Origin of the sequence: Amycolatopsis sp. GA6-003, from assembly GCF_046267895.1 — a bacterium.
Lineage (GTDB): Bacteria > Actinomycetota > Actinomycetes > Mycobacteriales > Pseudonocardiaceae > Amycolatopsis.
In genome coordinates, this window is record NZ_CP176499.1 from 5,447,489 (window position 1) to 5,460,486 (window position 12,998).

Annotated in this window: 12 protein-coding genes; 4 read left to right on the forward strand and 8 right to left on the reverse strand. The window is 66.4% G+C overall.

Annotation, left to right across the window (positions count from 1 at the left end; all coding sequences use genetic code 11):
* Positions 1–14: 14 nt before the first annotated feature.
* The 3 genes from F9C12_RS24510 to F9C12_RS24520 are packed head-to-tail and all read right to left on the reverse strand — an operon-like array spanning position 15 to position 3,479.
* The gene (locus tag F9C12_RS24510; RefSeq protein ID WP_409184180.1) at positions 15–857 is read right to left on the reverse strand and encodes a transglutaminase domain-containing protein; all 843 of its coding nucleotides are present in this window, start codon (positions 855–857) and stop codon (positions 15–17) included.
* Positions 854–1,801 (reverse strand): alpha-E domain-containing protein, encoded by a 948-nt coding sequence (locus F9C12_RS24515; protein WP_009085091.1) that lies wholly within the window; start codon positions 1,799–1,801, stop codon positions 854–856. The genes F9C12_RS24510 and F9C12_RS24515 overlap by 4 nt, the downstream gene beginning before the upstream one ends.
* Before the next feature lie 16 nt (positions 1,802–1,817).
* Entirely contained in the window at positions 1,818–3,479 is a 1,662-nt protein-coding gene (locus tag F9C12_RS24520) for a circularly permuted type 2 ATP-grasp protein (RefSeq protein WP_409461965.1), read from the reverse strand.
* 208 nt (positions 3,480–3,687) lie between these two features.
* On the opposite strand from F9C12_RS24520, the gene F9C12_RS24525 reads away from it, so the two are divergent.
* The 3 genes from F9C12_RS24525 to F9C12_RS24535 are packed head-to-tail and all read left to right on the forward strand — an operon-like array spanning position 3,688 to position 6,316.
* The gene (locus F9C12_RS24525) at positions 3,688–4,563 is read left to right on the forward strand and encodes an ABC transporter substrate-binding protein (protein WP_409186839.1); all 876 of its coding nucleotides are present in this window, start codon (positions 3,688–3,690) and stop codon (positions 4,561–4,563) included.
* Positions 4,564–4,586: 23 nt separating this feature from the next.
* Positions 4,587–5,546, forward strand: coding sequence for an amino acid ABC transporter permease (locus F9C12_RS24530; protein ID WP_409184182.1), 960 nt, complete (start codon positions 4,587–4,589; stop codon positions 5,544–5,546).
* Complete coding sequence (locus F9C12_RS24535; RefSeq protein WP_409184183.1) at positions 5,543–6,316, forward strand: amino acid ABC transporter ATP-binding protein; 774 nt, start codon at positions 5,543–5,545, stop codon at positions 6,314–6,316. The genes F9C12_RS24530 and F9C12_RS24535 overlap by 4 nt, the downstream gene beginning before the upstream one ends.
* A 43-nt stretch (positions 6,317–6,359) precedes the next feature.
* Here the strand turns inward: F9C12_RS24535 and F9C12_RS24540 are convergent, their stop codons facing one another.
* From F9C12_RS24540 to F9C12_RS24555, 4 genes are read right to left on the reverse strand one after another with little or no spacing between them, the layout of a single operon-like run.
* Positions 6,360–7,100, reverse strand: a complete 741-nt coding sequence (locus F9C12_RS24540) for an ESX secretion-associated protein EspG (RefSeq protein WP_409184184.1) — start codon at positions 7,098–7,100, stop codon at positions 6,360–6,362.
* A 27-nt stretch (positions 7,101–7,127) separates the two neighbouring features.
* The gene (locus F9C12_RS24545; protein WP_409461966.1) at positions 7,128–8,363 is read right to left on the reverse strand and encodes a hypothetical protein; all 1,236 of its coding nucleotides are present in this window, start codon (positions 8,361–8,363) and stop codon (positions 7,128–7,130) included.
* A 1-nt stretch (position 8,364) separates the two neighbouring features.
* Entirely contained in the window at positions 8,365–8,973 is a 609-nt protein-coding gene (locus tag F9C12_RS24550; RefSeq protein ID WP_409461967.1) for a DUF3558 domain-containing protein, read from the reverse strand.
* Complete coding sequence (locus F9C12_RS24555; RefSeq protein WP_409184187.1) at positions 8,960–9,481, reverse strand: hypothetical protein; 522 nt, start codon at positions 9,479–9,481, stop codon at positions 8,960–8,962. Before F9C12_RS24555 ends, F9C12_RS24550 begins: the two co-directional genes overlap by 14 nt.
* A gap of 257 nt (positions 9,482–9,738) precedes the next feature.
* Here F9C12_RS24555 and F9C12_RS24560 point away from each other — a divergent pair, with 257 nt between their 5' ends.
* A complete protein-coding gene (locus F9C12_RS24560) occupies positions 9,739–12,042 on the forward strand; it encodes an oxidoreductase (RefSeq protein WP_409184188.1) in 2,304 nt (767 codons plus the stop codon).
* 305 nt (positions 12,043–12,347) lie between these two features.
* Here F9C12_RS24560 and F9C12_RS24565 read toward each other — a convergent pair whose 3' ends face one another.
* On the reverse strand, positions 12,348–12,920 hold the full coding sequence (locus F9C12_RS24565) for a hypothetical protein (RefSeq protein ID WP_409184189.1): 573 nt from the start codon (positions 12,918–12,920) through the stop codon (positions 12,348–12,350).
* Positions 12,921–12,998: the final 78 nt, after the last annotated feature.

Below are 12,998 nucleotides of genomic sequence, written 5' to 3' on the forward strand. Positions count from 1 at the left end.
GCTACAAGGGTTGACTACGCCATTCGGGTTAATTCCACTGAAACATCCAAAGTGGACTGACTAGCCCCAGTGAAGATCCCCTTCAACGGAGCCACATCCGCGTAATCGCGTCCAGTCGCGACCCACACGTGCCGCGGTCCGACCGGGATCGCGTTCGTTGGGTCGTGCGCCCACCAGCCGCCGGTCCAGACGTCGACCCAGGCGTGGCTTTCGCCCTCTACCTTCTCGCCGAGTTTGGCCTCCGGCTTGGTGTGCAGGTATCCCGAGCAGTACCGCGCCGGGATGCCGATCGCTCGCAGCATCACCAGCGACACGTGCGCGAAGTCCTGACACACCCCCTCGCGCGCCCGCCACGCGTCGGTCGCTGTGCTGTGTACTCCAGTGGTCCCGGGCTGGTATTTCAACTGCTCGTTCACCCAGCCGCAGATCGCGAGCACCGCGTCCGCTGGGTCCAGTCCTTTGCGCAGCGCACGGGCCTGTTTGGACAGTTCCTGGTCGTTCGGCGTGTACGGAGTCGGGGTCAAAAACTCCGTGCGCTGATCGCGGACGGACTCGCTCTGCAGGTCCTTCCACGTCGCCGAACGCACCGGTTCCGCTTCGTCGGCGGTTTCCACCACGGAAGTCGCGAGCACGGTGAACTCGGTGTGCGGCGCATGCAGGTCGAACGACGTGACGTCGGTGCCCCAGTAATCGGTGTAACGATAGGCCCGGGTGGCCGGCGACGTTTCGATGCGAGTGGCCAAAGTGGTCTGCCGCCGGTCCGAACGCGGGGTGAGCCGCGCTTCGTTGTACGACTGGGTGGCCGGCGTCGCGTACCGGTAGCCGGTCCGGTGCGTCACCCGCAATTGCCAGCTCACAGGGACACCTCCGCACCGCTCCACGCCACCCACGGCGACGTGTGGAAGTACTGAATGGACACTGCTTCCCCGACTTCCTTGATCGCTTCCTGCAGCCCGCGCAGCCGCCGCGGCAGGTCGTCCAGCAGTGCCGCGGGGTGGAGGAATTCCAGCTCGCTGCGGGCCCGGCCGAGCAGCCGGACGGCCTCGGACTTTTCGTTGCCCCGAGCGTTGATTCCCGGATCGAGCTGGCGTAAACAATCCTCTGCCTGACGCAGCGCGTGGAACACCGAACGCGGGAAAAGCGTGTCCCTCAGCAGGAATTGCACGACGCGTGCCGCGTCAAGTGCGCCGCGGTTGGTGCGCAGGTAGGTGTCCTGCGCGCCCGCTGAGCGAAGGACGGTCATCCAGCCTGGCGACGAAGCGCGGTCGGACACCCGCGAAAGCAGCAGCCGCACCACCATGTCCGCGCGTTCGACCGATCGGCCGAGCACCAGGAACAACCAGCCGTCGTCGCGGCTCATCGTGGAATCGGCGAGCCCGGCGAACATCGCCGCGCGCTCCTCCACAAAGGACAGAAACGCGTGCGGTCCGGCGCGGCGGGCGTACCGCTGCCGGTCCGGCACCGCGTTCCACGTCGCGTTCAGGCATTCCCACAGTTCGGTCGAAACGACCTCGCGTGCGCCGCGGGTATTCTCGCGGGCGGAGTTGATCGAGCCGACGATGGACGACGGATTGTCCTTCGCGTAAGCGACCAGTTCGGTCAGCTTCCACACGTCGAGCGCGTCGCCCGCGTCGAACGGAATGCCGAGCACGGCGAGCAGCTGACGGCTGACGTGGTCCGGATCGACGCTCGCGTCTTCCAGCAGCTGATGCACCGAGACGTTGAGGATGCGGGAGGTGTCGTCGGCGCGTTCGACGTAACGGCCGATCCAGTACAGCGACTCCGCGTTGCGGGCCAGCATCATGGATTTCCCTCCCTCAGCTCTGCTGTTGCTGTTGTTGCTGCTGCGACGTGGACAGCTCCGGACCCTGTTCCGCGGCCACACCGTCCACAACGGACACCTCGCCGAGCGCGGGCCGGTCGAGTTCCTGCTCCGACGTCGAGGACCGCGAAGCGAGCACCCAGGTGTCCTTCGAACCGCCGCCCTGCGACGAGTTCACCACGAGACTGCCCTCGGGCAGCGCGACCCGGGTCAACCCGCCGGGCAGCACGAAAATGTCCTTCCCGTCGTTGACCGCGAACGGCCGCAGGTCCACATGCCGCGGCGCGAGCCGATCGTCCACCTTGGACGGAACGGTCGACAGCTGCACCACCGGCTGCGCGATCCAGCCGCGCCGGTTCGCGCGCACCTTGCGGCGCAACGCGTCGAGTTCCTTTTTGGACGCTTCCGGCCCGAAGACGATGCCGTACCCGCCGGAACCCTCGACGGGTTTGATCACCAATTCGTCGGCGTGCTGCATGACGTGGTCGAACTCGTCGGGCAGCCAGCAGCGGAAGGTGTCCACATTGGGCAGGATGGGTTTCTCGTTCAGGTAGTAGCGCACCATTTCCGGCACGTAGGTGTAGACGAGCTTGTCGTCGCCGACGCCGTTGCCGACCGCGTTCGCCACCACGACGTTGCCCGCGCGGGCGGCGTTGAGGATCCCGGCGACGCCGAGCACCGAATCCGGCCGGTGGTGCACCGGGTCGAGGAATTCGTCGTCGATCCGCCGGTAGATCACGTCGACCTGGCGTTCGCCCTCCGTGGTGCGCAGGTAGACCACGTTGTCGCGGCAGAACATGTCGCGGCCCTCGACCAGCTCCACGCCCATCAGCCGGGCGAGCAGCGAATGCTCGAAGTACGCCGAGTTGTAGACGCCCGGGGTGAGCACGACGACCATCGGGTCGGCGACGTTCGGCGCGGCCGCCGCTCGCAGTGCGCGAAGCAGATGTGACGCGTAGTCACCGACCGGCCGGACCCGGTGTCGCGCGAACAGGTCCGGGAACACGCGCGCCATCGTGCGGCGGTTCTCCATCACGTACGACACGCCGGAGGGGTTGCGGAGATTGTCCTCCAGTACGCGAAAGGTGCCCTCTTCGTCGCGCACGAGGTCCACTCCGGACACGTGGATCCGCACGCCGTTGGGCGGTTTGATCCCGTACGCCTCGCGGTGGAAGTGCTCGCACGAGGTGATCAGCCTGCGCGGGAGCACGCCGTCGCGCAGGATCTGCCGGTCGCCGTAGACGTCGGCGAGGAACGCCTCCAGCGCGCGGACCCGCTGGGTCACGCCGCGTTCGAGCCGGGACCATTCGGTCGCCTGGATGACGCGGGGCACGAGGTCGAGCGGGAACGGCCGCTCCTGGCCGGACAGCGAGAACGTGATCCCCTGGTCCACCATCGCCCGGTCCAGCGCCTGCGAGCGGTTGGTGAGGTCGCTGGCGTCGAGCGCGGCGAGCGAGCCGTACAGCGCGCGGTACGGAGCGCGGACCGTGCCGTCGGGCGCGAACATCTCGTCGTACGCGCCGGCGTGCGGACGCTCCGGGGCGAGGTATCCGTCGAACTGCGCGCCGGGCCGGGCCGTGCGGCGGCCGTTCACCGTTCGCGCACGTCGACCGGCTGGCGGCAGCCGGGGTCCGGGGTTGCTGTTCATGGGGGACATCCTGACTTACCGTGCGCGGCGGCCGGGACACCCGTCTTCCGGCAAGTCTTGTGCGAAACTTCCCCGTGACGCATCAGTGCTGTGCATACCCGCTTACGAGTGGCAATATGCCAGCTCTCAGCCCTTGAGAACTACGAGGAGTGACGAAGTGGCCCGAGGACAGCAAGTGAAGGCACTCGCCCTTCTCCCCGCTTTCGCGCTGGTCGGCATGACGATGGCGTGCGGCGCGGGCGGCAACGGCTCTGGCGGCACCGACGCGGGTTCCAGCCAGGCTCCCGGCGGCACGGAAAGCGCGCCGACCGCGCAGAAGGACGCGGCACTGGCCGCGCAGGTGCCCGCCGAGATCAAGGCCGACGGCAAGATCGTGATCGGCCAGGACCAGACCTACCCGCCGAACGAATTCGTCGAGAACGGCAAGGCGACCGGCTTCGACGTCGACCTCGCCACCGCGGTCGGCCAGGTGCTCGGCGTGCAGACGGAGTTCCAGAACTCGGCGTTCGACGGCATCATTCCCGGTATTTCGGCGAAGAAGTACGAAATGGGCATCTCGTCGTTCACGATCAACGCCGAGCGGATGCAGACCGTCGACATGATCTCGTACTACAGCGCGGGCACCTCGCTCGCGGTGCTCAAGGGCAATCCGGACAAACTGTCGGTGGACGACCTGTGCGGTAAGAATGTGGCCGTGCAGAAGGGCACCACGCAGGTCGACGACCTCGGCAAGCGCAACACCGCGTGCACCAAGGCGGGCAAGCAGCCGATCAACATCACGCAGTTCCAGGCGCAGACCGACGTGAACCTGGCACTGACCGCGAAGCGCGTGCAGGCCGAACTGGCCGACTCGCCGGTGATCGACTACGCGGTGAAGCAGACCGGCGGCCAGCTGGAGTCCGCGGGCGCGCCGTACGACACCGCGCCGTACGGGATCGTGCTGCCGAAGGGCAGCGGCGACTTCGCCAAGGCGGTGCAGGGCGCGGTGCAGAAGCTCATCGACACCGGAATCTACAAGAAGATCCTGGACAAGTGGGGTCTGTCCGGTTCCGGCGCCATCACCAAGTCGGAGATCAACCCGTCCGCTTCCTGAAGAAACTGAGGACGTAGTCACTCGTGTCCACTTCCCCCGGCCCCGCCGATTCCTGGCAGGAGGTCGACACCACCCCGATCAAGGCGGTCCCGGTCCGGCATTACGGACGCTGGATCGCCGGCGTGATCATCGTGTTCGTCGCGTTCATCGTGATCCGCAGCGTCGTCACGAATTCCGCGTTGCAGTGGCCGGTCGTCGGCGAGTACCTCTTCGACAACCGGATTCTCAACGGCGTGCGGAACACGTTGCTGCTCACGGTGATCTCGATGATCATCGGCATCGTCGGCGGCGTGCTGCTCGCGGTGATGCGGCTGTCGCCGAACCCGCTGATGTCGGGTGCGGCGTCGGTGTACATCTGGCTGTTCCGCGGCACGCCGTTGATCACTCAGCTGGTGATCTGGAACTTCCTGGCGCTGGCGTATTCGAGGATCGGCCTGGGCATTCCGTTCGGGCCGACCTTCATCAGCTGGGACACGAACACGCTGATCACCCAATTCGTCGCGTCGTTGCTCGGCCTGGGCCTGAACGAAGCGGCGTACATGGCGGAAATCGTCCGCGGCGGTATTCAGTCCGTGGACAGCGGCCAGCTGGAAGCGTCGTCCGCGCTGGGCATGAGCCGGGGCAAGACGCTGCGCCGGATCATCCTGCCGCAGGCGATGCGGGTGATCATCCCGCCCACCGGCAACGAGACCATTTCGATGTTGAAGACCACGTCGCTGGTCGTCGTCATCGGGTACTTCGAGCTGATGGTGTCGGCGCAGACGATTTATTCGCAGAACTACAAAACGGTTCCGCTGCTGATCGTGGCGGCGACGTGGTATCTGTTCATGACGTCGGTGCTGACGGTCGTGCAGTTTTACATCGAGCGGTATTTCGCCAGGGGCACCTCCCGGGCGATCGCGCAGAAGAACAGGTGGGGAGCGCGAATGCTGGGCTACCGCTTCGGCCGCGGCGGTGCCGGGAGCGGGGGTGCTTCGCGATGACTCCCGTTGTTTCCGCACAGAAGGTGTGCAAGAGCTTCGGCTCGCTCGACGTGCTGAAGGGCATCGACCTGGAAGTGCAGGAGCGAGAGGTGCTCTGCCTGATCGGCCCGTCCGGTTCCGGCAAGTCCACCCTGCTGCGCTGCATCAACCACCTGGAGAAAATCGACGCGGGCCGGCTTTATGTCGACGGGGTGCTGGTCGGCTATCGCGAACGCGGCGGCCGCTTGCACGAGCTGCGGGACAAGGAAATCGCCGAGCAGCGCAAGAACATCGGCATGGTGTTCCAGCGATTCAATTTGTTCCCGCACATGACGGCTTTGGAAAACGTCATGGAAGCCCCGATCCAGGTCCGCCGGGAGCCTCGGGGCCAGGTCCGGGAACGGGCTCTGGAACTGCTGGACCGAGTCGGTCTGGCGGACAAGGCCCGTTCCTACCCCGGTCAGCTTTCCGGCGGCCAGCAGCAACGGGTGGCCATCGCGCGAGCGCTGGCGATGCAGCCGAAGCTGATGCTCTTCGACGAGCCGACGTCCGCTTTGGACCCGGAGTTGGTCGGGGATGTTTTGGGCGTCATGCGCCAACTGGCCAAGGACGGCATGACGATGGTCGTGGTAACCCACGAAATGCAGTTCGCCCGCGAAGTGGCCGACAAGGTCTTCTTCATGGACGGCGGGGTTGTCGTGGAGTCCGGGTCTCCGGAAGAGGTTATCGGGGACCCGAAGCATGAACGGACGAAGGCGTTTTTGGCCCGGGTGCTGAACCCGAACGCTTGAGTTTTTGCTGGGGCCGCCCGGAGTTATCTCCGGGCGGCCCTTTCTAACGCCGCAGCTCGTTCTCCAGCTGCTGCACCTTCTTCGCCATCTCCTGCGGCCCCGCCCCGGCCAAGCTGATCCATCCGGACTTGTCCACCCCGAACAGAATCCGCCCCTCCTCCATATCCGCCCATCCCGGCGGATTCTCGTTGCGCCGCCGCTTCCCCCGGCTGTCCCGGACCGCGACGTACAGCCGCCCGAAGTACGTGTGCGGCTTCTCGAGCCACTGCAGCACCTGCTTGGCGTCGCGAATACTCGGACTGGTCCGTCCCGTGTTCTGCCCGCTTTTGACCAGGTTCAGATCCTCGTCGGAACAGTTAAGCGACAGAACCCGCGCGGCCGGAGCCTCCGGCAGCAGCCCGATGAACTCGCGAACCAACGTATCCGCCGAACACGGCGCGATATACAGCTTCTGGTTCACCGCAACCACAGTCGCCGCGTCCCGCCCACTCGCCGCGGCACGCACCGTCCGCTCGCCACGCTCCGATTTGACCCACGAGTAGTACTCGACGCCCGGACGCTGCAGCAAATGCATTGTCTCAACGAATTCGTCGCTAAGCCGGCCACGCTGCATCAGCCCGACATTGTGCAACTCGCGATCCGTGTCGGCCGCCAGCTGCCGCCGCTCCTCCGGCGAGTACCACAAAGCGCCGCGAACCAGCGTCGGGTGAATGTCGCCGAGATTCAGCCTTTCCAGCAGCACCTCGAAAGTCTGCAGGCTCAGCTCAACGGGCTTGCGCAGCACCGCTTTCCCTCCCCCTTGGCCATTCCGCTAAGCCCCGATAACCGGCGGCGTCGGCCGATTGCCGTCGTAACCCCCGAAAATCGAATCCGGGTCCTCTTCGGCCAGCAGGATCTTGCGCTGGTGTTCCTCGTCCTCGGGCCCTTTGCCGCCCTTGCCGCCGCCACCCATGCCGCCCATGCCGGGCTGTCCTTTCGCCCCAGCGGCGCCAGCCCCGCCCATCCCAGGCCGAGCCGCACCCTCGCCGAACGCACCGGCACCAGTACCACCGCCAACACCTCGCGGTCCGGCACCACCGCCGCCCGCACTGCCCGCGCCACCGGACCCGGACCCGCCCGGGCCGAATCCGCCGCCGCCACCGCTGGTAGGCCCGAATCCGCCAAACCCGCCGACCGGCCCGAACCCGCCGCTCATCCCGCCAGGATTCCCACCAGGATTTCCGCCACCCGGCACCGTAGCCGGAGGCTGCCACGTCGGCGGCGGAGTCGGCGGAGTGGGATCAGCCCAAGCCGCCCGAGTGCTGTCATTCGGCGGAGACACAGGAGGAGCCCCGACCCCACCGTGCCCGGGCGGCGGAGGAGCCGGCATGCCAGCGGCCCCGGGAGGAGCGGAGTAGGTGCTGGGCCCGTTGCTGTAGTTGTTCGACGGCCCGCCGCCGTAGTTGTGAGACGAACCGCCCGCTGAATGGTGACCGACTCCGGAACCGATCCGCCCGGTAGCAGGTCCTGTTCCGGAGTCGGTCGGGGTGATTTCGCTCGCGGAAACGTTCGGGTCGTGCGCCGACGGATAGCCGGCCGGAAGGAATGAGATACGAGGATTTGTGGAAACCTCGTAGTTCGTGTACTGCTCGACGTTGATCTTTGTGTCGTAATCGAACTGAGCGGCCGCTTTTTCGTCGTCGCTAGCGCCGAGTGAAACGTAATCGCTTAATTTTTGATCGTCTGGGCGCGAGTCCGCGACCGGGCGTACTGAGTTCTTCGTCGTAGTGAAGGACGCCGACTGGTCGGCCATCGACTGCTGGGTTCGGTCGAGGTTTTGCGCCGCGATTTGAGAGGCCTGAATGAGAGGGTTCAAGCCCTGCTTGGCACCGTCGGCGGCAGTCCCCTTCCAGAAAGAATCAAGTGCCTTCTGGCTGTTGGCCAGCATTTTGCCGAGGTTCTCGTGCACGCCTTTGAGTTCTTCGGCGGCAGTGCGGCTGTTGTCGAGGCTCGACGTGTCGCCCGGACTGTGCATCAGCTTGTAGATGTCTGCACCGGTGTAAGCCATGTCATTTCGCCTTGAGACTGGTGATAGCCGCGGACGCGAGCTTGGTCGCCAGCGCGCACGGATCGGCGACGTTCGGATTCCCGGGCCGCAACTGCGTGTTGACGGCATAGGCCAACCGGTCGTTGATCCCGACCGCGAGCGCACAAGCGCCATCGCCGTTCAGGCCGATGTCGTATACGACCGCGGGGTAGCCCTGGATGGCCGGCTGGACCTCGAATTTCTTCAGCCCGCCTACAGCGTTTCGCTGATAGAGGCCTTGCAGCCCGTTCGCGCCGCTGGCGAGCCCTCCGTTGACTGAACCAGTTCCGTCGGCGAAGATCCAGCCGCAGGTGATGCCGACGGGCGTCGTGTCCACCGCTGTCGTGCGCACCTTGCCGCCGAGTTTCTCGACCTCGCTGGTCGGCAGTGCGGAACAGGGGTCCTTCTCCGCTGCTGAGGTGTTCGTAATCGGGTCCGCGACCTTCGGCGGAGCACTGGCGCTGCTGTTGGCGGTGCCGGAAGAGGGGGGCGACGCGGGGGCTGGGGAGCCAGGATTGCTGTTGCAGGCCGAGAGCAGGAGCGCCGCCGCGGTGCCGACGATGACCGGAATGGTTGCTTTAGCGGTGTTCATCAGGCAGGGTCCCAGTCTTCCGTAGGTCGTCCATAGCAGCGTGGTCCTGATTTACGTAGGCGGTGCGCACCTTTTTCAGCGTCTCGAGGTACGACGTGACGTAGTCCACCGCGCCCTTGACGAACTCGTTGTGCGCGACCACGGTTTTCACAGCCGTTGACACATAGTTCGTGCTTACGTGCTCCCCGCCCGGAGGCGTCATGAGGGCCATCATCTGGCCGTGGTTCTGCGCCTTGCGAAAGTCGCCGTCCAGGCTGTCTTCCAACTCCTGGATGACCTTGTCCATCGCCTCGGGATTGAAAGTCCAGCCGCCATTGCCCGCCGCGGCCGCGAAGTCCGCTTTCGCCTGGTTGGCGCCCAGCGTCGTGTAGTCCAGGCGCTGGCCGGTCGTGGCCGTCTGCCCGGTCGCGCCCAACGGCAGGGGCGGGCTGCCCGGTGGTAACGGCTGGGTCGGCGCGAGGGCGTCCTTGAGGACAGCCTGGGGGTCCCTGGTGCTTCCGTCTGGCATGTCGTGCCTCCCCGCACGGGCCGCGGTTCCCGGGTGCGGCCTACCCTCTGTTCTTGATCAGCTTCGGCACGTGACCATAGCAGGCACGCGCCGCCCGGGAAGGTGGTTCTCGCAAGATCGCTCGGCCAATGGAGCACTTCAGTAGTCACCCGCAAGCACTAAGTAACCGCTACCACCCACTACTCCACCCGGCCCCTTGCTCATCCGCCGTTGATCCGATTCCCTGAGGACCGAACGATCGTGGGGAGAAGGGGCTCGTGCCGACCGATACGACCTTGCCGCCGCTTGATCCGTTTGCCGGGGTTCCCGACAAGCGGTATGAGGTGAAGGCCGCGGACCTGCTCAAACCTGGCACCACCGGCATCCTTCGCTGGAGACGGCAGGCCACCAACGCGCCGATCGTGCTGGTCGAGGACGCCTATATCACCGGTACGCTCGATCTGCGCGCCGCCGATCTCAATTTCCTTTTCCAATTCGAGCGGTGCCGGTTCGAGCATCCGCCGGACGTGCGCGAGGCGACTCTTCTCGGGCTCGTTTTCCGGAAATGCTGGCTTCCCGGTCTGCGGGCTCGAAATCTGCGCAGCCGGAATGACCTGCGCCTGATTCGCAGCGTCGTGGAAATCGCCGCGGACGGGTTCGAGCTGGAGACCACCACGGTGCAGCGCGGGGACGATCGCGAGCGCGGCATGCCCAACGCCGCGGTCAATCTCACCGACGCGGTGATCGACGGGTCGGTCGTGCTCACCAGGACCACGATCAAGCATCCGCACGGCAAGGCTATTCAAGGCGACCGCCTGGTGATTACCGGGGCCCTGCTGGCTTATCGGATGGTCGCCGAGGGCGAGGTGCGGCTGCCGGGCATGCGGACCGGCGGTAACGTCAACTTCTCCGGGGCCACGTTCGACAATCCGGATGGCTTCGCGTTCAACGGGAACGGGTTGCACATCGGCGGCAGCTTGCTGTGCGAGGTCGACAACTACGGTCCGGCCAGCGAGCGGAAACGGTTCTCCGCCAAGGGGGTTCTCTACCTTCCAAGCGCCACTGTGGACAGTGACATCGTCCTGCGCGAGGCGCGGCTTCAAGTCGACCAGCGCGGGCCGGTCGTCGTGGACGCCTGGAAATCCGGGGATCCGTACCTCGATCCGCGGCCGGCGTTGGTCGCGGATCGGCTGAAGGTCGACGGCAATCTCGAATTGTCCGACGGGCTGCGGGCGTTCGGCACGCTCCGCATGGTCAACGCGCGCATCGGCGGGTCATTGAGGCTCGCGGGTGCGGAAATCACCATGGTGCGCGGCCGCGCGACGCCGTATTACGACCGGGCGCTGCATCTCGACGGGTCCACGATCGGCGGCGACATCGAAGCGACCAACCTCCGCGTGCCGATTGGGCAGCTCCGGCTCGCGGACATCACCGTCGGCGGCAACTTCCTCGCCTGGAATTCGATGTTCCTCCATCCGGGACGGGACGTGTTTTCCGCACGGAGAGCCAAGATTTCCGGCAATTTCCAGCTGACCGACGCCACCCTGAAGGGCACGCTGCGGCTCCAAGGCGCGGAAATCGGCGGCTCGGTAAACATGTTCGGCACGCTGCTGACCGAGCCGGGGCAACGGAAATCCAGCAGCTTCTCCCTCGACATCCGCACCGCGCGGATCGGCCGCGACCTCGTGCTGACCGAGGACAAGGACCGGCCGTTCCTGGCCGAGGGCGGCGTGAACCTCGACGGCGCCCAGATCGCGCGCAGGCTCGACATGCACGGCGCGAAGCTGGGATCCCTTGCCCCGCACGGGATCGCGCTCGACGCCAGCGACGTCACGGCGGACGAGTTCGTCCTGTCCCCGGCGGAACCGCCGACTGGCTCGGTGCGGCTGCGCAGGGCGCATTGCGGTGCGCTAGCCGACAACGAAGAGATCTGGAACGCCACCGACGGTCTCGAACTCGAGGATTTCCGTTACGACGCCTTGAAACACGGCATCGCCCTCGACGACGACAAAGCGCTGGACCACCGGATCGAGCTGCTGCGCAAGGCAATGCGCGGCTACCGCCCAGGTCCGTACGACCAGCTCGCCGCGACCCTGCGCGCGGCCGGAAACGAGGAGCACGCCTCCACCGTCGCGCTGAGAAAGCAGCAGTTCCGCTACGAAGCGCTCGCCAAGGGCTTCAAGTTCTTCGGCCCCGGTGTCCGCGTGTGGAGCTGGCTGCAGCGGTCGATGGTCGGCTACGGCTTCCGTCCGGTGCGCGCGCTCGGCTGGCTGTTCACGCTGCTGGTGCTCGGCAGCCTGTGGTTCGGCCTCGGCAAGGACGACTGCGTCAACGACCGCACCGGCCGCTACATGACCAGCGGGCCGCGCTGCCTGGTCAACCAGCAGGACTCCGGTCTGCAATGGAACCCGGTCATCTACACGGCCGACCTGCTGGTGCCGATCGTCGACTTCGGCAACAAGTCGCGCTGGTACATGCACGGGGCGGACAACTGGGTGGCGGCCGGCTTCACCGCGTCCGGCTGGATCCTCGCGACCACGGTCGCGGCGGGCGTCAGCCGGATGCTGCGGAGGGAGTCTTGAATTTTTGGCGACGGCTCCGCCGTCGCGGCGGGATCGCCTTCAAGTCGGCGTCTGGCGGGAACGACGCACCCGGCCCGGGGGCCGTGCACGCCGCTCCCGCCAGACGCCGACGCGATCCCGCGTTCGGGTCGGGTTGGGTGGTGGTCTTTGGCCGGTTTTGGTCAGACCAGGCCTGACGCCGACTTGACCCGAACGGCGGGATCGCGTCCGCCGACTTAAAGGCGATCCCGCACGCGACGGCGGAGCCGTCGCCACCAAACACAGCGATCCCGCCGCGCCGGCGGAGCCGGCGCCAAAGACACCACTCACTCCACGAACCGCGACCAGAACTCCACGACCCGGACGTTCGCGGGTTCCTCCCCCAGCGGTTCCCCGCCGAACTCGTGCCGCAGGTAGCTGCGCAGGTCCCAGCCGTAATAAACCACGTCGGTCTGGTAGACCGACAGCACCGGATACCCGGATTCCCCTGGCGTCGCGGGCAGGTACCGGTGCCCGCACACCGGCACGAGCTGCGGCACCGTCGCCAGATGTCGGCGGGCGACCGCCAGCGCGTTGCACATCGACCGCGGCCGGGCGCCCCATTCGGGAAGCCACAGGTCGTTGTTCTCCACGTCGTACAGGACGCCGTCGACCGGCCAGTCCAGGCGTTTGCGCAGCTGGTCCGGGTCGCCGTGGCGCCAGTCCGGCCAGCGGTCGCCGACCGGCACGCCCGCGGTGAGGAAAATCCGGTGGTCGTCGGAGAACGTGAACCCGAACTGGTCTTCGACGTCGCTCAGTTCGGCGGGCGTGAGGCCAGGCCGCAAGGGCTCGCCGAGATTCTGCTGCAGGACGCGGGCCTCCTCCACGGTGAAGGCTTCGGCCGGCTGAACGTTTGTCATGCCCGAAGCGTACGTAGCGCCGGGCCGCGTCCGCGCGTCCTTTTTCGCCGGAATGAGCTCCCTCGCCGGGGTGAGGTT

Bases quoted from the DNA above. Each gene is read 5' to 3' on its own strand.
- F9C12_RS24515 (WP_009085091.1), bottom strand. From the start codon at position 1,801: ATGCTGGCCCGCAACGCGGAGTCGCTGTACTGGATCGGCCGTTACGTC.
- F9C12_RS24520 (WP_409461965.1), bottom strand. From the start codon at position 3,479: ATGTCCCCCATGAACAGCAACCCCGGACCCCGGCTGCCGCCAGCCGGT.
- F9C12_RS24525 (WP_409186839.1), top strand. From the start codon at position 3,688: ATGACGATGGCGTGCGGCGCGGGCGGCAACGGCTCTGGCGGCACCGAC.
- F9C12_RS24535 (WP_409184183.1), top strand. From the start codon at position 5,543: ATGACTCCCGTTGTTTCCGCACAGAAGGTGTGCAAGAGCTTCGGCTCG.
- F9C12_RS24545 (WP_409461966.1), bottom strand. From the start codon at position 8,363: ATGGCTTACACCGGTGCAGACATCTACAAGCTGATGCACAGTCCGGGC.
- F9C12_RS24550 (WP_409461967.1), bottom strand. From the start codon at position 8,973: ATGAACACCGCTAAAGCAACCATTCCGGTCATCGTCGGCACCGCGGCG.
- F9C12_RS24555 (WP_409184187.1), bottom strand. From the start codon at position 9,481: ATGCCAGACGGAAGCACCAGGGACCCCCAGGCTGTCCTCAAGGACGCC.
- F9C12_RS24565 (WP_409184189.1), bottom strand. From the start codon at position 12,920: ATGACAAACGTTCAGCCGGCCGAAGCCTTCACCGTGGAGGAGGCCCGC.